Raw genomic sequence first — 22,484 nt, 5'->3', positions numbered from 1 at the left:
GCAACAGGCATGCTCGGCAGGAGTCGGGCATGCTCGGCAGGAGTCGGGCATGCTCGGCAGGAGTCGGGCATGCTCGGCAGGAGTCGGGCATGCTCGGCAGGAGTCGGGCATGCTCGGCAGGAGTCGGGCATGCTCGGCAAGGGGTTCACAGGACTCTCGTAGGCGGCCTGCCTAGCGTGGAGGGCATGGCGACTCCTGCTCCGCTGGTGCCCGCGACGACGACCGACGAAGGTGAGATCACGGTCTCGCCGACAGAGCTCCGGGAGCTTCGCGACGAGCTGCAGCGCTTCATGATGGAGTACCGCTTCGGTCTGCAAGAGGTCGAGACGAAGATCGGCATCCTGCGCGACGAGTTCCTGCTGACGCACGACTACAACCCGATCGAGCACGTGTCGAGCCGCGTCAAGTCGCCCGACAGCCTCGTCGAGAAGGTGCAGCGCAAGGGCATCGACGGCGACTTCGAGTCCATCCGGCGCAACATCACCGACATCGCCGGCATCCGCGTGACCTGCAGCTTCACGGCGGACGTCTACAGGCTGTTCGACCTGCTGACCGCGCAGGACGACGTGCGCGTGATCCAGGTGAAGGACTACATCGCCGAGCCCAAGCCCAACGGGTACAAGAGTCTGCACGCGATCCTCGAGGTGCCGGTGTTCCTCTCGACGGGACGCATCGAGGTGCCCGTCGAGGTGCAGTTCCGCACGATCGCGATGGACTTCTGGGCGAGCCTGGAGCACAAGATCTACTACAAGTACGCCACGCGGGTGCCCGACGAGCTGCTCGAGAGCCTCAAGGATGCCGCCGACACCGCGGCCGAGCTCGACGCCCGCATGGAGCGCCTCCACAGTGAGATTCGTGCTGGCAGCGCCAGGCAGATCCGCGGTGGTTCTCCGGCCGGTCCGGCGTCGTCGGCGGTGACGGTGCGCGAGATCACGGCGCAGCTCACCGTCGAGGGGGATGCGGTGGATGCCGCGACCCCGCGCGGCGAGGATCCCGAGGTGCGGGCCGTCTGAGCTCGCGAGCCGATCCGCTCGCGACGGCGCGCGATCAGGTCTCCACAGCCTCGCGCAGGCTCGCGACGTACTCGTCGACGGTCCGCGGGCCGAACACGGCCGTGTTGGCGATGTATCCCTGCGCCAGTGACGCGACGGTGCGCGCGGTTGCGGCCGCGAGCGCCGCGGTCCCGTCCGCTGTCGTCGTGCGCTCGCGCGCCCAGGGGGTGAGCGCGGCCGTCAGCGCTCCCAGCAGATGCCCGGCGGTGTCGACGAGCTGAGCGTGCATGGCGTCGTCGCCGAGCGCCTCGCCCCAGAACTGGACGACGAGTGCGGGCGACAGCCCGGTGTCGCGGATCGTGCCGAGCATCCGCTCGAGCACATCACGGGGGCGCAGCACGATCCCGCGTGTCGCGGTCGCCTCGAGCTCGTCGATGCGCGGGAACAGGAAGCGCTCGACGATGTAGCGGGCGAGCTCCGCCTTGTTCGTGAAGTGGGAGTAGATCGCCCCGGTCGAGAGCCCGGACTCGTCGACGATGTCGGCGATGGACGTCTCACGCACGCCTTTGCGCTCGAGGACGCGGACGGCGGCCCGGGCGATCTCGTCACGCCGAGCCTCTCGATACTCCTCCGACACCTTCGGCATGGAAAGAGAATACCGGTTCTGTTATGCTCGCCCCCGCAGTACAAACAGAACTGCCATTCTCTTTAGGAGCAGACGCCATGAGCATGCGTCGCGAAACCACGCCGGACTCCGGCATCCATCCCACGAAGTGGGGCGTCGCCGCCCTGTTCGGCCTCATCGGCTCGGTGCTGGTGGCCCTCGTCGTGATGGCGTTCGTATGGCCCGCCGCCACGGCGCAGCCGCAGAACCTGCCCGTCGGCATCAGCGGGCCGGACGAGGCTGTCAGCGCCGTGGAAGACAAACTGGCCGAGCAGGATCCGGCGCCCTTCGACCTGTCGTCCGTCGACGACCGCGACGACGCCGTGAGCCGCATCGAGTCCCGTGAGCTGTACGGCGCCATCCTGCTCGGCGACGAGCCCGAGGTGCTCGTCGCGACGGCGGCGAGCCCGGTCGCCGCGCAGGCGCTGCGGGGCGTCGCGACGCAGCTGCAGGCGCAGATCGACACCGCCGCGAAGACCGCGCTCACCGATCAGCTCACCGCGATCGTCGGGGCCCTCAAGACGGGCCAGCTGCCGCAGCTTCCGCCGGGTGCGACTGACGGCGCGGCGCCCGAGATCCCGACCGTCACGGTCACCGATCTGGTTCCGCTCGCCGACGGCGACAAGACCGGAGCCGGTCTCGCCGCCTCCGTCTTCCCGATGGTGCTCGGCGGCATGCTCGGCGGCATCCTGCTGACCCTCCTCGTGCAGGGCGTCGTCCGGCGCCTGGTCGGCCTTCTCGTGTTCGGCATCGCGGCCGGCGCGCTGATCGCCCTCGTGATGCAGACGTGGTTCGGCATCCTGACGGGGGACTGGCTGCTGAACGCCGCCGTGCTGGGACTGGGCGTGACCGCCACGTCGGCGCTCATCGTGGGTCTCGCCGCGCTGATGGGCCCTCCCGGCATCGGGGTCGGCGCGATCATCACGATGTTCATCGCCAACCCGATCGCCGGTGCGGCCACGCCGCCGCAGTTCCTTCCCGAGCCGTGGGGCGCGATCGGTCAGTTCCTCGTGCCGGGCGCGTCGGCGAACCTGCTGCGGTCGGTGATGTACTTCCCGGATGCCGCCACCGCGACGCAGTGGACCGTCCTGGGCTGCTGGCTCGTCGGCGGGGTGATCCTGGCGCTCCTCGGCCACTTCCGGAACCGTGCCGAGCTGACACCGCCCGCCCGCCAGCTGGAGCCCTGACCACCTCGAACCTGGGTGGACGGCGCAGACCAGGAGGTGCGGGAGCGCATCGCTAATGTTGTCGCGTGGAAGAAGTGCACCCGCTGACGCTCCTGCTGATCCCGCTGCTGGCGGTGCTGGCGCCCCTGCTCGCCCGCGGGCTCGGGCGCTGGGTCCGCATCCCGGTGGTGGTGTTCGAACTGGTGCTCGGCATCCTGGTCGGACCATCGGTGCTCGGCTGGGCGGTGCCCGCGCCGTTCGTCGACACGCTCTCGGAGTTCGGCCTGGCGATGCTGTTCTTCGTCGCCGGCACCGAGATCCAGTTCGCGTCCTTCCGCGGCCGGCTCGGCAAACGCGCGTCGCTGGGCTGGCTGATCAGCCTCGTCGTCGGTGTGGCAGCCGGCTTCGTGCTCGCCCCGGGCGAGGCGGCGACCGTCATCGGCGTGGCGCTGTGCTCGACGGCGCTCGGCACGCTGCTGCCGATCCTGAGGGATGCCGGCGAGCTGCGCACACCCTTCGGCCAGGCCGTCGCGGCGATCGGCGCCGTGGGCGAATTCGGGCCGCTGATCGCGATCTCGCTCTTCCTCGGCGGGCGCAACCTCGGCACCGCGACGATCGTGCTCGTCGCATTCGCGGTCGTCGCGGGTCTGGCGATCTGGCTGGCGTTCAAGCTCCCGCGCGGGGCGATGCACGAGTTCGTCAGCTCGACGCTGCACACGTCGGGCCAGTTCGCGATCCGTGTCGTCTTCCTGATCCTCGGCGCCCTGGTCGTGCTGAGCATCGTGTTCGACCTCGACATGCTGCTGGGGGCGTTCACCGCCGGCATCATCTGGCGGCTCCTCATGCGCGATGCCTCCGACGAGGACCGCGAGGCCGTCGAGAGCAAGATCGAGGGTGTCGCCTTCGGGTTCCTCGTGCCGATCTTCTTCATCTACACGGGAGTCACGTTCGACCTGAAGTCGCTGCTCGACCAGCCGGTCCTGTTCCTCCTCGTGCCGGTGGTGCTCGTGGTGCTGTTCCTCGCACGCGGGCTGCCGTCGATGCTGGCCGCGCCCGAGGGCTCGTCCCGGCGTGATCGGCTGTCGATCGCCCTGCTCGGCGCCACGGGGCTGCCGATCATCGTCGCAGTGACCGCCATCGGCGTCGACGAGGGCATTCTGTCCACCAGTCAGCAGACCGTCCTGGTGGCCGGCGGCATGCTGTCGGTGCTGCTGTTCCCGCTCATCGGCATGTCGATCCGCGGCGAGAAGGTGAAGGCGTCGACGACGTTCCAGGACGACATGGCGTGAACACCGCCGCGCTGTTCGACGATGCCCGCGCCCGGCTCACCGCGGCCGGGGCGCCCCGCGAGGCGCTCGGCGAGCTGGTCGTGCCGCGGCGCATCCTCGGTGTGGCGCGTGCGCCGCGGATCGAGCGGCGCGGCGCGGCATGGCACCTGGGTGCCCTGCTGCTCACCGACGACGCCGTGCTCGCCACCGGCGAGATCGTGCGAGCCCGGCAAGAGGCTCGCCGAGGCTACACCGCCGAGTCGCAGCGGCAGCGGTCCGAGCTCGCCTTCGCGGCCCGCCGTGGCGGCTTCGCCGAGGGGGAGACGGTGCATGTGGGCTGGCGGGCCCTGAGCGTCGACACCCCGGACGCCCCGCTCGCTCTGCAGGACGGCATCCCGAGCATCCGCTGGAGCGCTGCGGGCGCGCTCATGCCGCTGCACGCCTACCTCGACGAGCGCGTCGCGCTGCTGCTCGACCCGCCCGCCGGCGCGTAGCCCGGCCCACCGGCTGCCGCATCCGCTGTCAACACGCTCTCGATCGTGCGCGCGTCCCCGTACGGTGGCGGCATGAACGCTCGGGATCTCGCACGACAGATCGTGGTCATCGCCGCGTTCTGCTTCATGATCGTGGCGGCGATGGTCGGCAGCGGCCTGTTCGGCGGCACCTCCGTGCAGGACCTGCAGGAAGGGGCGCTCGACGCCGACGGCTCGTACCTCGCACCCGCGCGGCCCGCGTTCACGATCTGGACGGTGATCTACGTCGGACTGCTGGCGTACACGGTGTGGCAGGCGCTGCCTGGTCAGCGCGGCAGCGAGCGCCAGCGCGTGCTCGGATGGCTCATCGCCGCGACCATGGTGCTCAACGGGCTGTGGCTGGTCACAGCCCAGTTCGGGTCGCTCGCGCTCACGGTGCTCATGATCATCGTGCTGCTCGCGATGCTCGGCGTGACCTTCCACCGCACCGTCGTCGAGCCGGCCGAAGGCTGGGCAGACCAGCTGCTGGTGGACGGAGTGACCGGACTGCATCTCGGCTGGGTGACGCTCGCCACCGTGGCGAACGTCACGGCCTGGCTCACCTCGGTCGGCGATCCGGAATGGGATGCGGCGGCCGACCTGTGGGGAATCGTCGTACTGCTCGTGGTCCTCGCCATCGGCCTCGGCATCGAGGCTGCCAGCGGCTGGCGCATCGCCCCGGCGCTCGCCCTCGCCTGGGGGCTGACGTGGATCGCCGTGGCCCGCCTGACCGGCGAACCCGCGAGTCCGGCGATCGGCGTCGCCGCGATCGTCGTCGCGGCACTGATCCTGATACCGGCCGCGATCGGAACGGCCATCCGCCTGTCGACGCAGGTCCGCACGCCCGTCACCTGACGCCGCGCCGCGCGGATCCTCGGTGGTTCAGCGCGCGGGATCGCCGAATCGGGTCGCGAAGGCGCGCAGCAGCCGGGCGGGTTCGGTGATGGATGCCGCCAGCACGCGTCCTGCGATGGCGTCGTAGTCGCTGGACTCGAAGTACCCGTCGTCCCGGTACACCGCCATGCGCTCGGTGAAGGCCTTCGCCGTCGGCTCGGGATGGAACTGCGTGGCGTAGAGGCGGTCGCCGACCCGGTAGGCCTGGACGGGGCAGCTCTCGTTGCGTGCGAGCAGCACCGCACCGCGCGGCAGATTCTCAGTGCCCTCTTTGTGCGCCGTGAGGGCCGTGAAGCGGTCCGCGAGCCCGCCGAAGAGCGGGTCGGCCGCGGCATCCGGGGTCACATCGATCGCGACGGGGCCGGTGTCTTCGGGGAATGCGCGGCTCACGGTCCCCCCGAGCGTGCGGGTCGCGATGCCGATGCCGTAACAGGTGAACATCGAGGCCGGGCCGTCCCCGGCGGCGGTGTGCTCGGCGATGCGGGCGAGGTCTGCTTCGAGCCGGCGCTGCGCCTCGGTCTTCGTCGATTCGGGGTCGGCCACGTTGAACGGGCTGCCGCCGACGACGAAGCCGGCGTACCGGTCGAACACGTCGTCCGGCAGCGGGTCCCGCACCAGGTCGTGGCGGTCGAGCGCGTCTTCGCCGAGGTGCATCGCGGTGCGGAACGACTCGTACTCCGCGGCGGCCGCACCCAGCTGCGGGCGCACGCAGACGTAGAGGAACGAGGCGGTCGTCATGCCCGAATTCTAGGTCGCGGGACCCTCGCGCGACATCGGCCGCCGGCATCCGGAGAAATCCGTCCGCGGATGTATCAAGAACCCTCTATCGCGCTCGGGCATGGTGTGGACAGAATTGGCGCTATGACGCAGCCGGGCGCCGAGGCATCCGTCGACTCCGTGGAGCCGGCGCGATGGGAGCGCGCGGCTGCGCTGTTCGTACGCTGGCGCGAAGGCGACAGCCGTGCGATGGATGAGCTCGTGCGTCTCATGACCCCGCCGCTGTGGCATGTCGTGAGGGCGTACGGACTCGATCATGCGCTGGCGCAGGACGTCGTGCAGACGACGTGGCTGACGCTCGTGCGCCGTCACGAGACCATCAACGACCCGCTCGCGGTGTCGGGATGGCTGACGATGTGCGCGCGCCGCGAGGCGTGGCGGGTCGGCAAACAGCATCGGCGCGCCGATGCCACCGAGGCCGAGTCGCTGGAACCTCACCTTCCGGTCCACGAATCCGCCGAGCAGACCGCGGCGCAGGACGACGAGAACCGTCGCCTCTGGGACGCGGTCGGCACGCTCAACGACCGATGCCAGCGCCTGCTGCGGATCGTCGCGTTCGAGGACCGCCCCGACTATGCCCGCATCGCCGAAGATCTCGCGATGCCGGTCGGGTCCATCGGACCGACCCGCCAGCGCTGCCTCGCAAAGCTCCGCGCCGTACTCGAGGGCGACGGATGGAGAGGTGATTCCGATGGAGAATGAGGACTTCGCGGCCGACGCCGCGCTCTTCGCACGCATGCGCCGCATGTGGGAGGACGTCGATCCGATGCCCGCCGATCTCGTCGATCGGATGGTCGCCGCCGTCGCGGTCGAGGATCTGTCGCGCGAGTACGCCCTGCTGACGCTCGTCGAAGGGACGCTGGCCGCCGTGCGCGGTGAGAGCGACACCGCGACGCTGCAGTTCAGCGACGGGACGACGAGCGTGCTCGTCCATGTGACCGACACCGAGAGCGGTGGCCGTCGCGTGGACGGATGGGTGGATGCCGCCGCCCTCGCGATCCGCCTCATCCAGGCGGACCGCGAATGGGCCACGGACCCGGGCGAACACGGACGGTTCGCCTTCGACGAGGTCACGCCAGGGGTGGCGCGGCTCCGTCTTGTCGTGCGCGACGCCGACGGCGCGCTGCGCGACTTCCAGACCCCGCAGTTCGAGGTCTGACGCAGTTTCATTTTGGGAATGGATGCCGCGGCCTGGGGGTCGCGGCAGCCGCTATGTGTGAGGGGAAGACATGAGCAATCTCGGCGAAGGTGATCCCGGGCGGGGTGCTGCGGGCGACGGATCCTGGCGCGATCGTTATCGGGCGGCATGCGGACGTGGGGTCCCGCTCGACCCGACGAGTGAGACGGTTCCGGGGATCGACGCGTTTCCCACCGACTACGCCAAGGACCACCTGCTGATCACCAGTACGGAGGACGTGTCCGCACTGATGGCTCGACTGCGGCTGGCCGCGGCGGACTTCGGATGGGGCGTCGAGCTCCGACTTCTCGACGGGCGCCCCACCGAGGAGGAACCGGCGATGGACCGTGCCCGCCGAGGCCGGGCCGAGTTCGACCTGCCGACGATCTACCGCGTCGCGATCTTCCCGGCACCCAGCCCGGACCGCGACGATCAGCCGGTTCCGCCGATCGACGCCTGGCGCCTGCTCCAGCGCGCCCGCGCACGCGGTCGTGGCGAGCGCCCGCCGGTGCAGATCACCGGCGTCTCGCTGGATCACGTGCTGACGGTGGATGATGCGGGCTCGATCATCAACCCGTTTGGCGGGACGAAGACGAACCCGTTCGGTGGGACGAAGACGAACCCGTTCGGTGGGACGAAGACGTATCCGTTCGGTGGGACGAAGACCTATGGCGTCGAAAGCTACGGCGAGGTGGGCGGCGGAGCGCGGCAGGTAGCGGGATACGTCGGGGCAGGACCGGTTCGCACTGCGACCCTCTCCGGACGAGGTCGGAGGCCCGTGGTCGCGGTGCTCGACACAGGCTGCGGACAGCATCCCTGGCTGCCCGATGACATCGTCACCCGCTATCCGAAGCTGGATGATCGGGTCATCGGGCTGCACGACAGGCAGACCGACCCCGAGACGTTCGGTGACCAAGCCGGTGCCTTCGACGGCTGGCTGGACTCATCGGCCGGGCACGGCACGTTCATCGCAGGAGTGATCCGCCAGGTCTGTCCGGAAGCGGACATCGTCTCTGTGCGGGTCGCCGACAGCGAAGGCAACGTCCTCGAGGGTGATTTCCTGCTTGCGCTGCGCAGCCTCGTCAAGTCGATGCTCCGTCCGGTGCGCCGCGGCGGGCGAAGGATCGACGTGATCAACCTCTCGCTCGGCTATTACCACGAGACCCCTGACACCGGGCTCTTCGACAAGACCCTCGCCGAGCTCCTCATTCGCGCGCGGCGCGAAGGCTGCGCGGTGGTGTGCTCCGCGGGGAACGACGCGACGAGTCGTCCATCGTTCCCTGCCGCCTTGTGGCGTTGGCCTGGGCACGACTTCGTCGCGCCGGATTCGGCGACGGCGGCGCCGCACATCGCGGTGGGGGCGTTGAACCCCAACGGCTCGGTGGCCCTGTTCAGCAACATCGGCGGATGGGTGTCGACCTACGCCCCCGGCGCTTCAGTCCTGAGCTGCTTCCCCGCATTGAACGGAGGCCTCCAAGCGCACGTTCGTTCGGATCGGGATGACCTGCGCCGTGAGACCATCGATCCCGATGATTTCCGTACCAGCCGCTCGGCCGGCTACGCGATCTGGAGCGGGACATCCTTCGCGGCACCGTATGTCGCCGGACTCCTGGTGCGAGAACTGGCGCCACGACTGATGGCAGGTGAGCTCAACGACCCCGGCGAGCGGATCGACGCGACGAAACGCGCGCGCACCCGCGTGGTAGCAGAGTTGCGGCGCGCCAAGCGTTCGCCGGAAAGCGGGTGACACGCGAACCAGTCTGCGCGGCATGATGGGCAGATGGGGCGTACCGCGCACCAGCTTCACCGGGAGGGGGTGGAGCTGGCGAATCGAGGACAGCTGACGTCTGCGCAGCGGGTGCTGTCGCGCGCGTCAGAACTGACAGACGATCCCGATCTGGGTGCACGGATCGCGTCAACGCTGGCTGTGACCTACGCACGAACCGGTGACCTCGCACGGGCGGAGAGTCTGTGTCGGCAAGCATGGGAGGCGCCTAACGTCCAGAGCTCGACGCGTGCGCTCGTCGCAGGTCAGATGGGCGCGATCGCTCAGGCCGCCGGCCGGCTGGACGACGCTCAGCACTGGATCAGTCAGGCCATAGCAGCGGTCGATGAGCCCATGGCCCGGGCGACTCTGCTGCAGAACCGGAGCTACATCGGGATGCAGCGTCGCGACCTTCTCCGCGCCCGGGCCGACACGGCTGAGGCCGCCGAGCTGTACACGCGGCAGGGTGCTCACGTGGATGCGGCGGAAGCGAATCATGACTTGGGTTACATCGATCTGCTGCGCGGTGATCTTGTCGGAGCGTTGGCGCGGATGACGGACGCCCGTCAGACGCTCGCCGATGCGTCGCGCGCGGGTGGGGCCATCAGCGACGCGGATCGGGCGGAGGTCCTGCGGGACGCGGGCCTCGTCCGCGAGGCAGAGGAGCTGCTCGTCTCGGCCGCGAGGATCTTCGGTGCCATACGCATGAAACCGGAGAGAGCAAAGGCGGAGTATGCGCTGGCACGGTCCCTGCTGAACCACGATCCTGTACGTGCGGGCGTGGTCGCGGGAACTGCCGCCCGTCGATTCCGTCTCGTCGGGAGCGAGACCTGGGCGGCTCGTGCCGAAGCGCTCCGGCTGCGTGCACGGCTAGCTGCCGGTCAAGTCGTGAATCTGGGAAGGCGGGTCCCGGAAGGCCGGCAGACACCGCAGCCGGCGGAGGTGGCGGAAGCAGCGCGCGCACTGGAGAAGCAAGGACTCAGGACAGACGCCGTCGCGCTGCGACTGTCCTTCGAGCTCTGGGCGGCACGTCACGGAAGACCCCCGGCTTTTCCGGCAGCCACGCGTGTCTCGTCGACGGCGCCGATGGATGTGCGTCTTCTGGCCCACGAAGTCCGAGCCGCGCGGGCGCAGCGCGGTGGTCGCCAGGTGGCGGTCCGCAGTCATGCCCGAGCCGGTCTCGATGAGCTGTTCGGATGGCAGCGTCAGTTCGGGAGCCTCGATCTGCAGACGTCGGTCGTCTGGCACGGTCACGGGCTGGTCGGCATCGGCCTGCAGTCGGCGGTGCGCTCCGGACGTCCCGATGTCGTCTTCGAGTGGTCGGAGCGTGCTCGCCACCTGAACCTCCAGGTCGTGCCGTTGCGTCCTCCCCCCGATCCGGAATTGGCCGATGAGCTCGCAGAACTGCGGATGCTGCGCGCCGACGGCGACGGGTGGCCCTCGAATCCGCGCGCGATCGAGCTTCAGAACAGTGCACGCCGACGGCAGTGGGCTACGACGCGATCGGCCGCAGTGCGACACCGAGCGACGCTGGAGGATGCGCAAGGCAGCCTCGATGCCTCAACGGCGATCGTCGCGTACGTCTACTCGGTCGACGCCGTCCATGCCTTGGTCGTGACGAGTGAAGCCGCAACGCTCGTCGACCTCGGGGCGTGGGACTCGATCCGGCGAATGCTGCCCGGACTGCGGGGCGACCTCGACATGTCTGCCGCCGTCCAGCATGGACCTCTGGCCGGCGTGGTCCGACGATCTCTTGAGGACCGTCTCGGCGAGCTGTCCCAGGCGCTGGTGACGCCCGTCCTGCATGCCGTGGGTGACCGTCGCCTCGTGGTGACAGCTCCGGGCGTGCTGAACGGCGTGCCTTGGGCGATGCTCCCCGCGCTGCGGGGCCGCGTCTTCACCCTCGCGGCCTCCGCGTCGCGCTGGCTGTCCTTGCGACGCGAAACATCGCCGCGATCGTTGTCCGCAGGCTTCGCCGCCGGGCCGCGAGTGCCGCGCGCAATCGAGGAAGTGGTCCGTGCGTCGATGGCGTGGCCCGATCGGATCGTCATGGAGGACGCGCGGATCGCCGACATCACGCGCGTGGCGGCATCCGTCGACGTCCTGCACATCGCCGCGCACGGCCGTCATGCCGCGGACAACCCCATGTTCTCGGGTCTCGAGCTCGCCGACGGCACATTGTTCGGCTACGACATCGATCTCATCGAGAACGTGCCCGGCACGATCGTGCTGTCTGCCTGCGAGGTCGGACGCTCGTCGGTGCGCTGGGGTGAAGAAGCGGTCGGAATGACGCGCGTGTGGCTCCACGCCGGCGCCCGCTGCGTCGTCGCAGCGCCAGTGGTGGTCGCCGACGACGACGCGTGCGAGCTGCTCGCCGCGATGCACGAGGGGTTGGCCACCGGCATCCCTCCGTCCGTCGCGCTCGCCGAGGCGTCGGAGCGCACCGGGATCGTGGCGCCGTTCCAGGTGCACGGCGCGGGCTTCTGAGAATCTCGGAGAATTCTCGGACTCGGATGTATCAGGCCGGATGCCGCGTGCTCCTGCTCTTCGGAACCGCTCATTGCCGCCCTACCGGGGGGTCGGGCGCATGGGCAGAGGACGTCTGGGGCCGCACCTGGGGATGCGGGTCTTCGTGCGGTTCCTCGAGGGGTGTCGCATGGGGACCTGGCGACACCCCTCGCAGCGTTCGCTTGCTGTAGCGAGGTGGCACTCGGTGCATTGCTCGTCGCAATCCGCACCGAGCGATCGGCTTTAGTCGGCCTGCTCCTCAGCGATGGACACGTTCACCGCGGTTTGCGGCGTGAGTGCAGCCAGAACCGAGGTGATCGCTGGGGGAAGCGAGTTGGTGCTCGTGTACGGCATTCAGAGATTCCTTTCGAGGTGATGGCGTGCCCTGGGCACAACAGCGAGTATGGGCCTCTTTCGCAGGGGGGGGGGCAAGGAGGTTCGTTGCCTGCCCCGGCCGTGCGCCTCAGCCGCGCGACGAGTTCGCGGTGCGCCCGCGCACAATCCCGACGAACGCCTCCACGGCGGGGTTCGTGCGCTCGGCGACCCATGCCAGGGCCACCGTCGAGGTGGGGCCGTCCAGCAGCGGGCGGTAGTCGGCGTCCTTGCGGTGGTGCAGACGCGCGAGCGACATGGGCACGACGACGATCCCGACGCCGGCCGCCACGGTCGCGATCGCCTCGGCCGTATCGGCGGGGGGAGCGAAGCGGGGGTCGACGGTTCCGGGAATGCGGATGCCGAGCACGTCGTCGCGCGGAACCACCAGCACCTCGCCCATGAGGTCGGCGGTGTCGAGCTCGTCGGCGGCGAGCAGGTGCGAGTCCTTCGACGTCACGACGACCGGCACCTCGTCGTACAGCGGGATGGCATGCAGGCCGTCCTTGTCGATCGGCAGGCGTACGAGGGCAGCGTCGACCTCGCCGTCGACGAGCGCGCGGCGCTGGTCGGCGACGACCAGGGGCACGAGGTCGAGCGAGGTCTGCGGCATCCGGTCGTTCCACGTGTCGATCCACCGACCGGGCGTCGCCCCGGGGATCGCACCGAGGGTGAACGTCGCCGGCATCGCAGTCTCGGGGGGTGCGGGCTTCAGAGCCCGGGGCTGCTTCCCGGTCGTCGAGCGAGCGGCGCGAGACGAAACGCCCTTGCCCTTGCCGCCGGAGCCGTGACCGCCGCCGGGGCGGCGGGAGGCGGCATCCCGCCCTCGTCCTTTGCCCGACCCGCCCTTCGCCATACCGATCAGCGTAGCCGGGGCGATATCGTTCGCTCATGGTGGGCATTCTCGCGACGGTCGCAGCGTCCGCGGCGGCGCTGCTGCACGTGTACATCTTCGTGATGGAGAGCGTGCAGTGGACGCAGCCCAAGATCTGGAAACGGTTCGGCGTCGCCGACCAGGCCGCGGCCGAGATCACGAAGCCGATGGCGTACAACCAGGGCTTCTACAACCTGTTCCTGGCGATCGGCGTGGTGATCGGCATCGTGCTGTTCTACGCCGGCGGCGGCATCGCCCTCGTGCTGTTCGCGCTGGGGTCGATGGTCGCCGCGGCCCTCGTGCTGGTGACGACGGGCCTCAAGTACCTGCGGCCGGCCCTGATCCAGGGCACGCTGCCGCTCATCGCGTTCGTGCTCTTCCCGTTCGCGTGAGCCGGGCTCACCCGCACGCGCCCCACTGGCCGGCTCCGGATGCCTCGGCCTCGGTCTGCGTGGCCGCGAACAGTTCGGCGTGCGCGGTGTTGGGCGGGATGCGCAGCGCCTCGGCATCACCGGCCGCCACCAGTTCGTAGTTGACGAAGCGACGGTCGACCGTCCACAGGTACAGCAGCTCCCGACCGTAGCGGTCGTGAAGCTCGGTGTCGGGGGCTGCCCATACGGTCGAACCCTCGGGCAGCAGCTCGGACAGATGCGCGCGAGCCTCGTCGGCCCAGCATTCGGGGGCCGGCGTGCCTTCCGGGGTGTCGATGCCGATCAGCCGGACCCGTCTGCGCTCGTCGGTCGCCGGGTCGGCGACCTCGATGGTGTCGCCGTCAAAGATGTGCGTGACGGTCAGATCGTCGGCATCATCCGGACGCGAGGGGATGCCGGCGGCCGGTGCTTCTCCTTCACTCGCGGGCATGGGCGAATCGGCCGGTGTCGTCGGAACCAGGCCGGGCAGCGGCATCCGTCGTCCCAGGTCCCAGTTGCGGAAGGGACCGTGGCCGGAACCCGACGGCAGCCAACCCAGCCCGGCGAGAGCGAGGACGACCAGCATCGTGGCGAGCACGATCAGCGGTCTGCGTCGCCACCAGGGCGGGCGCGGGTCGTCGGTCATCGCGCCAGGCTAGCCGGGCCGCGGGGCCGCCGTCGGAGTTATCCACAGCCCCCGCACCCTCTTCGCCCGCCACGCAGCGCGGCTCGCGGTCGAGTCCGGCGATTCGGCTGCCGAGGCAGGGGATTCCTCCTGAGGCCGACGGCACGCCTCTGGGTCGTGGCCACGATCCCCGGTCGCGCGCATCCCCGAGGGGCGCACGAGACGTATCGGACCGGTACTCGCCCTCTCGCGACGGCGCGCGCCGAGGGCTACCCTTCGGACCGTGGCACTGAGCTGGCCGCTGACGGGGCGTGCCGAAGAGCTGGACTACATCGAGCTGTCGTGCGGTCGCGGCGGCTCCGGCATCATGCTGTCCGGACGAGCAGGGGTGGGCAAGACGCGCCTTGCGCGCGACACCGCCGCGCGCGCTGCCGACCGGCGCGTGCTGACCCGGTTCGCCGTCGCATCAGCGACGGCGCAGGGCATCCCGCTGGGGGCCTTCGGACCGTGGGTCGACGCGGGGGCCGTCGATGTCGAACAGCGGCTCGCTGCGCTGCGCGACCGGCTGCTCGACGGTCGTCCCGCCTCGCAGGTGCTCGTCGTCGTCGACGATGCGCACCGGCTCGATCCGGCGTCGGCGGCGCTCGTGGCGCAGCTGGCGCAGACCCGTGCGGCGCGACTGGTCATCACGATCCGCAGCGGCGAGCCCGCCCCCGACGCCGTCACCGCGATCTGGGCAGAGGGACTGCTCCCGCGGCTCGAGGTGCAGCCCCTCGCCGCCGACGAGATCACCGTGCTCGTCGAAGCGGCGCTCGACGGGCAGCTCGAGGCGGCGGCATCGGCTCGCCTGTTCCAGCTGTCGCAGGGCAACGTGCTGTATCTGCGGCAGATGGTGGAGGGCGAGCTGGATGCCGGGCGCCTCGCCCCGATGCACGGCGTCTGGCGGTGGGGTGGGATGCCGCGGTTGAGTCCGAGCCTCACCGAACTGGTGGAACAGCGCATCGACTCGCAGCCTGACACTGTGCGCGACGTGCTCGACGTGCTCGCCCTCGCCGAACCGCTCGAGCTCCCGGTGCTCGAATCGCTCACCGAGGCGGCGGCGGTCGAAGCCGCCGAGACACGCGGGATGGTGGTCCTCGACCGCGCAACGCCTCGGCCGAGCGTGCGCTCCGCGCACCCGCTGTTCGCCGAGGTACGGCGTGCGGCGCTCGGCACTCTGCGCGCCCGGCGCCTGCGCGCGCGCATCGTGACCGCCCTCGCCCCGCTCGATCCGGCAGCCGAAGACCCCGCCGACACCATGAAGCGCGCGGTGCTGTCGCTCGACGCCGAGATGCCTCCCGAACCCGAGCTGCTCACCCGGGGCGCCGAGATCGCCTCGACGACCTCGGACAGCGACATCATCGCGCGCATCGCACGCACCGCCGTCGACGCCGGGGGAGGCGTCCGCGCCCGGAGGGTGCTGGCGTTCCATGTCGCGTGGACGCAGACCGACCCGAACGCCGCCGACGCCGAGCTTGCCGCCCTCGAAGCCGCGGCTGACACGGACGACGAACGCGCTTTCGCCGCCACGCATCGCGCGAGCTACCTGGCCTGGGTCGTCGCGCGTCTGGATGCCGGTGCCGCTGTCGTGGCGGCGGCCCACAGCAGCGGCATCCGCAATCCGGTGCTCGACGCGACGGGCGCCATGATCGCGTCCGCGCGCGTGGACCCTGACGCCGAGAAGATCGGACGCCGGGTGCTGGACGATCCGGATGCCGGGCACGAGGCGACCGCGGTGGCCTCGGTGGCACTCATGCATGTGCTGGCCGCCGAGGGGCGCACCGCAGAAGCGGCCGAGATCGTCGCGCGCGGAGCGCACGCCGCCTCGCAGGCGGCGGAGTTCGCCAGCTACGGCATGTCGCTGGCGGTGTCATACGTCTTCGGCCTGGGGCTGGCCGGGCGCGTCGCCGAGGCCGTCGAACTGGGCGACTCCTGGCGGTCGCGTCTGCTCGGGCACGAGCCGGGATCGCTCTTCGGCAGCTGCATCGCCGGCTTCGCGCAGATGTCTGCCGGGCAGCTCGACGACGCGATGCGTCTGCTGCGCGAGGCCAGGGCGGGGCTCGAGAGATTCGGCGACATGGGCGGCTGGCGCTACATCACACTCGTGATGCTCACCCGCGCGACGGCCTACGCGGGCGACCGGTCGGCCGCCGCGCAGGTCGCCGCCGACCTCGACCAGCACGTGTACGCCGCATTGCCGATCTTCGACCCCGAGCTGCTGGTCTCGCGCGCCACGTTCGCCGCGGTGCAGGGCGAATCCACGCGTGCCCGCGCCCTGGCCATCCAGGCGGCCGACGTCGCCGGCGCGCGCGGGCACCGGGCCGAAGAGGTGTGGGGCCTTCAGCACGCCGTGGTATTCGGCGAGGCCGGACTCGCGCACCGCGCGGCCGCTCTGGTTCCCGGGTTCGACGGTCCTCGCGCGGCCGCGGTCGCCGCGCTCGCCGCGGCGAGCGACGCCGCCGACGGCGCGGCGCTCCTCGACGCAGCCGCCTGCTTCGAAGGCTTCGGCGACCTCGTCGGCGCCGCGGATGCCGCAGCTCTCGCTGCCGTGGCCTTCGATGCCGGCGGGCGCATCGGCTCGGCGGCCGAGGCGCGCGTCCGCATGGAGCGCGCAGCGGCCAGGGGCGGAGGCATCCAGACCCCCGCCATGGCGCGCGCTCGCGCACCGCTGCCGCTCACCGGCCGGGAGCGGGAGATCGCCGAGCTCGCTGCGCACGGTGCGACGAATCACGAGATCTCGGAGCGGCTGTTCGTCTCGGTGCGGACCGTCGAGGGGCACCTGTACCGCATCAATCAGAAGCTGGGGATCACCCACCGGGACGAGCTCGGGCGATTCCTCGGCTGAGGGCAGGACGAGTAGGCCACTACGCGCGGGGTCTCGGCCGCGATGCGCCACGCTGAGGGCGTGAGCGATGACGACCTTCTCGACCGGCTCCCGACGTCGTATGCCGTCGCGCTGCGGCTGGAGCGTGACGATGCCTCGGCCGAGCTCATCTCCCGCGCGCTTGGCCTTCCCGTCGAGGCTGTGCCTGGTCATCTTGCCGTCGCGCACGCGAAGCTCGCGGCGCTCGGGCACGGCAGCGGCACCGCGAGTTTCGAGTAGCGGTCTACTCGCGCCCGGCTGCTCGGGACGAGACATGCTTCTCTCGTCCGTGACGTCGGGAGGGGAACGACATGAAGACGCGCGCGGCCGCCGCTGTGGCGGCCCTGTCACTCGTGATCGGGGGTGTCGTGGGGGCGACGATCACGCAGACGACGACCGACACGATCATCGCGTGCTCGAACGCGACGACCGGACAGTTGCGCATTGTCGGCTCTGCGTCGAGCTGCCGTGCCCCCGAGAAGCTCGTCACGTGGAGCCGCAGCGGAGAACCGGGCCCGGCCGGGCCTGCGGGGCCGACGGGGCCTGCGGGGCCTGCGGGGCCCGCGGGACCCGCGGGCGGGGCCGACGGCTATGCCGGATCCGGTGAGATCCGCGAGGTCGCTGCCGATGCCGGTCCCGTGATCGCGGATGTGTCCGTTCCCGCCGGCTCCTATCTGGTCACGGCGCACGTCACGGCGACCGGTCTTGCGACGATCGCCGCGGACGACCCCATGGTGTGGTGCTGGCTCACCTCGACCGATTCGGTGCTGACGCAGACCCATGAGCCACCGGTGGACGCTCTCGCCGTCGGGCACTACGAGGGGACCGCGTCACTGGCACTGACCGGCGCGGTGCAGAGTCCCTCCGACACGGTACTCGGGGTGAAGTGCGTGATCGACGGCGTCGAGCGTGCCGGCTTCAGCGCGAGCCTCACCGCCATCCGTCTGTCGACACTGCACGGGTGAGCGTCACGCGGCCAGGCGAAGCCCCCGCTTGTCGGTGGCGACGCGCTCGCCGTCGGCGATCGTGACATCGTCGCCGATCAGGGAGCCGCCGGCGACCCGGGCATCGTGACCGACTTGGGTGCGCACGCCGATCTTGGCCTTCGGGCCGATGGCGGCCCGCGGGCCGATGTGCGCGTGCGGCTCGATCACCGCGTTGGGCCCGATGACGGCGTCCGTCTCGACCCATACGCCGCGGCCGACATGCGCGCCCGCGGCGATCTGCACGCCCGGTTCGACATACGCCCCCGCTTCGACGACGGCGCTCGGGTGCACCTTCGCTCCATGCGCGATGAGGCCACGACCGTTGACGTGCTTGCGGTAGCGCAGCGTCTCGCCCTGGTCGTTCTCGATGTCGATGTAGTTCTTGCCCACAGTCCCCTCCTGCGGCACCACCTGGTGCTGGATATAAGGACAACCTGAGGCAAGGCTCATCTATTCCCTCGCATCGGAACGATTCGGGATGCCGCGCTCAGCCGTGCAGAACGCAGCCACCGCAACCGGAACAAGGAGTTGCGGCGGCCGCCCCCAGCGCGGCCGCCGCGATCCCCAGAACGAGCGCCGCCGCCGCGGCCGACCCGATGCTCCGTGTGGACATGGCGGATCACCCGATCGAGCTCACGGCGACGGCGGTGATGTCTGCGGTGAAGCTCACGGCGTCGGCACCGACCTGACCGCAGAAGACGGACACCGTCCCCGGTGCCGACAGCGTGCGGGTCGCGGTCATGGCGAGGCTGCTTCGTCCGTAGAACGTCTGTGTCAAGAAGTTGCCCGGCGTCTCTCCTGCCGTCGCGAGCGTCGACGTCTCGTACATGAGCGCGCAGCTGATCGCGACCTCCTCGCTCGCGCTCGAGCTCTCGGTGTCCGCGCGGACGGCTGCGGTGAGAACGTACGACCCGGCCGGGAGCGACAGCGACGCGACGGTGCCGTTTCCGAGGTGCGAGACCGCAGGCAGCTCGCCCCAGACTCCGTAACCCTTGCCGCCGACGCCCGCCGGTCCGGTCGGTCCGGCAGGCCCTGCGGGTCCGGTCGCCCCCGTGGCCCCGGTCGGTCCTGTGGCCCCGGTCGCCCCGGTCTCGCCCTGCGGGCCCGCCGGACCTGCCGGACCTGCCGGGCCCTGCGGGCCCACCGTGTTCCAGCTGATCGCCTTCTCTGGCGGGCGGCACTGGGTGGAGGCATCCACCAGTCGAAGCTTGCCGTCGGCACCCGCGCACGCCGTGATCGTCGACGCGGTGAGGGCCGGGGCGGCCGCGAAGGCGGCGCCGCCGACAAGGACGAGCCCTGCGGCCAGAGCCGCGGCGATGGTGTGCCGTCTCATGACGTACCTCCCGGGTCGATCCGTTCAGGATCGGCCCGGGAGGCCGTCGCGGTGCGAGTAGCGGACTACTCGAATCGGCTCAGCGCGTGACGTACTCGTCGGCGGCCGAGAGCGCCCGGTCGATCACGTCGAGGCCGCGGAGCAGCTCCTCCTCGGTGATGACGAGCGGCGGTGCCACGTGCACGCGGTTGAAGTGCGTGAACGGCCAGACGCCGTCGCGCTTGCACGCGGCGGCGACCGCAGCGACTGGTGCGGCATCCGCTCCGCTCGCGTTGAACGGGACGAGCTGTTCGCGCGTCTCGCGGTCTTTGACCAGCTCGATCGCCCAGAACAGGCCCAAGCCGCGCACCTCGCCGACCGAGGGGTGGCGCGACGCGATCTCGCGCAGGCGCGGCCCGACGACGCGCTCGCCGAGGTCGCGGACCCGCTCGAGGATGCCGTCGCGCTCGAACACCTCGAACGTGGCGACGCCCGCCGCGCACGCCAGCGGATGGCCCGAGTAGGTGAGGCCGCCCGGGAACGACACGGTGTCGAAGTGCGCGGCGATGCGGTCCGAGATCACGACGCCGCCGAGCGGCACGTAGCCGGAGTTCACGCCCTTCGCGAAGGTGATGAGGTCGGGCTGCACGTCGAACGCCTGGAACGCGAACCACTCACCCACGCGGCCGAAGCCGACCATCACCTCGTCGGCGATATAGACGATGCCGTACTTGTCGCACAGCTCGCGCACGCCGGCGAGGTACCCGGGCGGGGGGACGAGCACGCCGTTGGTGCCGACGATCGTCTCGATGAGGATGCCGGCGATCGTCGCCGCGCCTTCCAGCACGATCGTCTGCTCGAGGTGCTGCAGGGCGCGTGCCGTCTCCTGCTCGGGGCTGTCGGAGTGGAACGACGAGCGGTAGGCGTACGGGCCGTGGAAGTGCACGATCGACCCGTCGGCGGGCTCGTTCGGCCAGCGGCGCGGGTCGCCGGTCAGGCTGATCGCGGTCGAGGTGTTGCCGTGGTAGCTGCGGTACATCGACATGATCTTGCGGCGGCCGGTGAACAGGCGCGCCATGCGCACCGCGTTCTCGTTGGCGTCGGCCCCGCCGTTGGTGAAGAACACCTTCTCGAACCCGTCGCCGGCGACCTCGGCGATGCGGCGTGCGAGCTCGCCGCGCACGTCGTTGGCCATCGACGGCTGGATCGTCGCGAGACGGCCTGCCTGCTCCTGGATCGCGCGGACGAGATCCGGATGCTGGTGCCCCAGGTTGAGGTTCACCAGCTGCGAGCTGAAGTCGAGGTAGGCGTTGCCGGCGTAGTCCCAGAACGTCGAGCCCTCGCCGCCCGCGATGGGCAGCGGATCGATGAGGGCCTGCGCGCTCCACGAGTGGAACACGTGCCCGCGGTCGTCGGCGCGCACGCGCGCGTCGGCCTCGAGGTCGGCAAGGAGTGTGTCAGTCATGTGGGTCCTCAAGTCTCCCGGTCGTTGAGCGGAGCGACGAAGGAGCGGAGACGAAACGCCTCGGTCGTACGGTCATCTCCGGTTCCGGTCGGTGGTCAGTTGTTCTGCGGGAAGCCGAGGTTGATGCCGCCGTGGCTGGCCGGGTCGAGCCAGCGGCTGGTGATGGCTTTCTCGCGGGTGAAGAAGTCGAACCCGTGCACGCCGTACGCCTTCGCGTCGCCGAACAGCGACTTCTTCCAGCCGCCGAACGAGTGGTACGCCACCGGGACGGGGATCGGCACGTTGATGCCGATCATGCCGACGTGCACCTCGTTCTGGAACCGGCGGGCGGCGCCGCCGTCGTTCGTGAAGATCGCGGTGCCGTTGCCGAACTGGCCGGAGTTTATGAGCTCCAGGGCCTCGTCGTAGGACGCGACGCGGACCACCGACAGCACCGGTCCGAAGATCTCCTCGGTGTACGCGCGGCTGGTGGTGGGCACCTTGTCGAGCAGAGTGGGGCCGAAGAAGAACCCGTCCTCGTGCCCGTCGACCTGGAACCCGCGACCGTCGACGACGACCTGCGCCCCGTCGGCCTCGGCGATGTCCACATACTCCGAGACCTTGGAACGGTGGATGCCGGTGATCAGAGGTCCCATGTCGGGTTCGATGCCGTCCGGCTCCAGGCCGGCCGCGCCGTTGCCGATGCGGAGCTTCGCGATGCGGTCCTGGATCTTCGCGATGAGGTCGTCGGCGACCGGCTCGACGGCGAGGACCACCGAGATCGCCATGCAGCGTTCCCCGGCGGCACCGTAGCCGGCGTTCACGGCGGAGTCGGCGACCAGGTCCAGGTCGGCGTCGGGCAGCACCAGCATGTGGTTCTTCGCACCACCCAGGGCCTGCACCCGTTTGCCGTGCCGGGAGGCGGTCTCGTAGATGTACTGCGCGATCGGGGTCGACCCCACGAACGAGATGGACTCCACGTCGGGGCTTTCGAGCAGTCCGTCGACGGCGGCCTTGTCGCCCTGCAGCACCGTGAACACCCCGTCCGGGAGCCCGGCTTCCTTCCACAGTGCGGCCAACCACAGCGCCGCCGACGGGTCCTTCTCCGACGGCTTCAGCACCACGGCGTTGCCCGCGGCGATCGCGATCGGGAAGAACCACATCGGCACCATCGCCGGGAAGTTGAACGGCGAGATGATCCCCACCACACCCAACGGCTGCTTCGTGGAGTACACGTCGATCCCCGTCGACACGTTCTCCGAGTACGCACCCTTGATCAGATGCGGGAACCCGCACGCGAGCTCCACGACCTCCTGACCACGCAGGATCTCACCCATCGCGTCGGAGAGCACCTTGCCATGCTCCGAGGTGATGATCGCGGCGAGTTCGCGCTTGCGGGCGTTCAACAGCTCACGGAACGCGAACACCACCGCCTGCCGTTTCGCGATCGAGAACCCGCTCCAGATCTGGAAGCCGGCGCGCGCCGACGCGATCGCCGCGCCGATCTCCACCTGATCGGCGAGAGCCACATGCGCGGTGACCTGACCGGTCGCCGGGTTGAACACCGGAGCAGTACGACCCGAGGCCGACGGATACTCGGCACCATCGATCCAATGCGGGATCACACGGACGGCAGTGGCCTCCGCAGGCGGGACGACAGTGGTTTCGACGGTGGTCATCGGGCTTTCCTTCGGCGTCGGACAGATCGTGTGACGATCCCTTAGGCTTGACGGGTCCCAGCCTGTCAGAGAAGAAGAGGCGGCAACGGTGCCCGACCGTCGCGAAGATCGAACGATCCATACGGATCGTCCGGCAGAACGATCCGCAAACGAAACG

Annotated in this window: 21 protein-coding genes; 13 read left to right on the top strand and 8 right to left on the bottom strand. The window is 70.1% G+C overall.

Annotated elements, in window-relative coordinates:
* Window positions 1-185 precede the first annotated feature (185 nt).
* Window positions 186-1,013: a GTP pyrophosphokinase gene (locus tag IF188_RS16005; RefSeq protein ID WP_191172807.1), complete on the top strand. Its 828-nt coding sequence runs from the start codon at window positions 186-188 to the stop codon at window positions 1,011-1,013.
* Between the two features lie 34 nt (window positions 1,014-1,047).
* Here IF188_RS16005 and IF188_RS16000 read toward each other — a convergent pair whose 3' ends face one another.
* Window positions 1,048-1,638: a TetR/AcrR family transcriptional regulator gene (locus IF188_RS16000; protein ID WP_191172806.1), complete on the bottom strand. Its 591-nt coding sequence runs from the start codon at window positions 1,636-1,638 to the stop codon at window positions 1,048-1,050.
* A gap of 77 nt (window positions 1,639-1,715) precedes the next feature.
* Between IF188_RS16000 and IF188_RS15995 the strand changes: the two genes are divergently transcribed.
* The 4 genes from IF188_RS15995 (at window position 1,716) to IF188_RS15980 (ending at window position 5,457) form a co-directional block, all read left to right on the top strand.
* The gene (locus IF188_RS15995) at window positions 1,716-2,843 is read left to right on the top strand and encodes an ABC transporter permease (RefSeq protein WP_191172805.1); all 1,128 of its coding nucleotides are present in this window, start codon (window positions 1,716-1,718) and stop codon (window positions 2,841-2,843) included.
* Window positions 2,844-2,908: 65 nt separating this feature from the next.
* Window positions 2,909-4,111 (top strand): cation:proton antiporter, encoded by a 1,203-nt coding sequence (locus IF188_RS15990; RefSeq protein ID WP_191172804.1) that lies wholly within the window; start codon window positions 2,909-2,911, stop codon window positions 4,109-4,111.
* A complete protein-coding gene (locus tag IF188_RS15985; RefSeq protein ID WP_191172803.1) occupies window positions 4,108-4,584 on the top strand; it encodes a glutaminase in 477 nt (158 codons plus the stop codon). The genes IF188_RS15990 and IF188_RS15985 overlap by 4 nt, the downstream gene beginning before the upstream one ends.
* A gap of 72 nt (window positions 4,585-4,656) precedes the next feature.
* Window positions 4,657-5,457, top strand: a complete 801-nt coding sequence (locus IF188_RS15980) for a TspO/MBR family protein (RefSeq protein ID WP_191172802.1) — start codon at window positions 4,657-4,659, stop codon at window positions 5,455-5,457.
* A 27-nt stretch (window positions 5,458-5,484) separates the two neighbouring features.
* Here IF188_RS15980 and IF188_RS15975 read toward each other — a convergent pair whose 3' ends face one another.
* Complete coding sequence (locus IF188_RS15975; protein ID WP_191172801.1) at window positions 5,485-6,234, bottom strand: glutamine amidotransferase-related protein; 750 nt, start codon at window positions 6,232-6,234, stop codon at window positions 5,485-5,487.
* Window positions 6,235-6,357: 123 nt separating this feature from the next.
* On the opposite strand from IF188_RS15975, the gene IF188_RS15970 reads away from it, so the two are divergent.
* The 4 genes from IF188_RS15970 to IF188_RS15955 all read left to right on the top strand — a co-directional run bounded on the left by IF188_RS15970 (window position 6,358) and on the right by IF188_RS15955 (window position 11,702).
* Window positions 6,358-6,975, top strand: coding sequence for an RNA polymerase sigma factor (locus IF188_RS15970; RefSeq protein ID WP_191172800.1), 618 nt, complete (start codon window positions 6,358-6,360; stop codon window positions 6,973-6,975).
* The gene (locus tag IF188_RS15965; protein ID WP_191172799.1) at window positions 6,965-7,432 is read left to right on the top strand and encodes a hypothetical protein; all 468 of its coding nucleotides are present in this window, start codon (window positions 6,965-6,967) and stop codon (window positions 7,430-7,432) included. The genes IF188_RS15970 and IF188_RS15965 overlap by 11 nt, the downstream gene beginning before the upstream one ends.
* 70 nt (window positions 7,433-7,502) lie before the next feature.
* Window positions 7,503-9,197, top strand: coding sequence for a S8 family peptidase (locus tag IF188_RS15960; RefSeq protein WP_191172798.1), 1,695 nt, complete (start codon window positions 7,503-7,505; stop codon window positions 9,195-9,197).
* Window positions 9,198-9,230: 33 nt separating this feature from the next.
* Window positions 9,231-11,702 (top strand): CHAT domain-containing protein, encoded by a 2,472-nt coding sequence (locus IF188_RS15955; RefSeq protein ID WP_191172797.1) that lies wholly within the window; start codon window positions 9,231-9,233, stop codon window positions 11,700-11,702.
* A gap of 484 nt (window positions 11,703-12,186) precedes the next feature.
* On the opposite strand, the gene IF188_RS15950 is transcribed toward IF188_RS15955, so the two are convergent.
* Window positions 12,187-12,783, bottom strand: coding sequence for a LysR substrate-binding domain-containing protein (locus IF188_RS15950; protein WP_191172796.1), 597 nt, complete (start codon window positions 12,781-12,783; stop codon window positions 12,187-12,189).
* A gap of 203 nt (window positions 12,784-12,986) precedes the next feature.
* Between IF188_RS15950 and IF188_RS15945 the strand changes: the two genes are divergently transcribed.
* Window positions 12,987-13,361, top strand: coding sequence for a DUF1304 domain-containing protein (locus IF188_RS15945; RefSeq protein ID WP_191172795.1), 375 nt, complete (start codon window positions 12,987-12,989; stop codon window positions 13,359-13,361).
* Between the two features lie 7 nt (window positions 13,362-13,368).
* Here IF188_RS15945 and IF188_RS15940 read toward each other — a convergent pair whose 3' ends face one another.
* The gene (locus IF188_RS15940) at window positions 13,369-14,025 is read right to left on the bottom strand and encodes a thermonuclease family protein (protein ID WP_191172794.1); all 657 of its coding nucleotides are present in this window, start codon (window positions 14,023-14,025) and stop codon (window positions 13,369-13,371) included.
* Between the two features lie 262 nt (window positions 14,026-14,287).
* Here IF188_RS15940 and IF188_RS15935 point away from each other — a divergent pair, with 262 nt between their 5' ends.
* The 3 genes from IF188_RS15935 (at window position 14,288) to IF188_RS15925 (ending at window position 17,871) form a co-directional block, all read left to right on the top strand.
* Window positions 14,288-16,888 (top strand): helix-turn-helix transcriptional regulator, encoded by a 2,601-nt coding sequence (locus IF188_RS15935; protein WP_191172793.1) that lies wholly within the window; start codon window positions 14,288-14,290, stop codon window positions 16,886-16,888.
* Window positions 16,889-16,948: 60 nt separating this feature from the next.
* Window positions 16,949-17,146, top strand: coding sequence for a hypothetical protein (locus IF188_RS15930; protein ID WP_191172792.1), 198 nt, complete (start codon window positions 16,949-16,951; stop codon window positions 17,144-17,146).
* A 71-nt stretch (window positions 17,147-17,217) separates the two neighbouring features.
* Window positions 17,218-17,871 (top strand): hypothetical protein, encoded by a 654-nt coding sequence (locus IF188_RS15925; RefSeq protein WP_191172791.1) that lies wholly within the window; start codon window positions 17,218-17,220, stop codon window positions 17,869-17,871.
* A gap of 3 nt (window positions 17,872-17,874) precedes the next feature.
* On the opposite strand, the gene IF188_RS15920 is transcribed toward IF188_RS15925, so the two are convergent.
* From IF188_RS15920 to IF188_RS15905, 4 genes are all read right to left on the bottom strand, one after another.
* Complete coding sequence (locus tag IF188_RS15920; RefSeq protein WP_191172870.1) at window positions 17,875-18,282, bottom strand: transferase; 408 nt, start codon at window positions 18,280-18,282, stop codon at window positions 17,875-17,877.
* 229 nt (window positions 18,283-18,511) lie between these two features.
* Window positions 18,512-19,225 carry a collagen-like triple helix repeat-containing protein gene (locus IF188_RS15915; RefSeq protein ID WP_191172790.1) on the bottom strand — a complete coding sequence of 238 codons (714 nt, stop codon included), beginning with the start codon at window positions 19,223-19,225 and terminating at the stop codon, window positions 18,512-18,514.
* 79 nt (window positions 19,226-19,304) lie between these two features.
* Window positions 19,305-20,669 (bottom strand): aspartate aminotransferase family protein, encoded by a 1,365-nt coding sequence (locus IF188_RS15910; RefSeq protein ID WP_191172789.1) that lies wholly within the window; start codon window positions 20,667-20,669, stop codon window positions 19,305-19,307.
* A gap of 95 nt (window positions 20,670-20,764) precedes the next feature.
* Window positions 20,765-22,327 (bottom strand): CoA-acylating methylmalonate-semialdehyde dehydrogenase, encoded by a 1,563-nt coding sequence (locus IF188_RS15905; protein WP_191172788.1) that lies wholly within the window; start codon window positions 22,325-22,327, stop codon window positions 20,765-20,767.
* Window positions 22,328-22,484 lie beyond the last annotated feature (157 nt).

Source organism: Microbacterium helvum, from assembly GCF_014779795.1.
Taxonomy (GTDB): Bacteria; Actinomycetota; Actinomycetes; order Actinomycetales; family Microbacteriaceae; genus Microbacterium; species Microbacterium helvum.
Note: the sequence above shows the minus strand (reverse complement) of the source record. Positions and strands in the feature narration are given on the sequence as shown.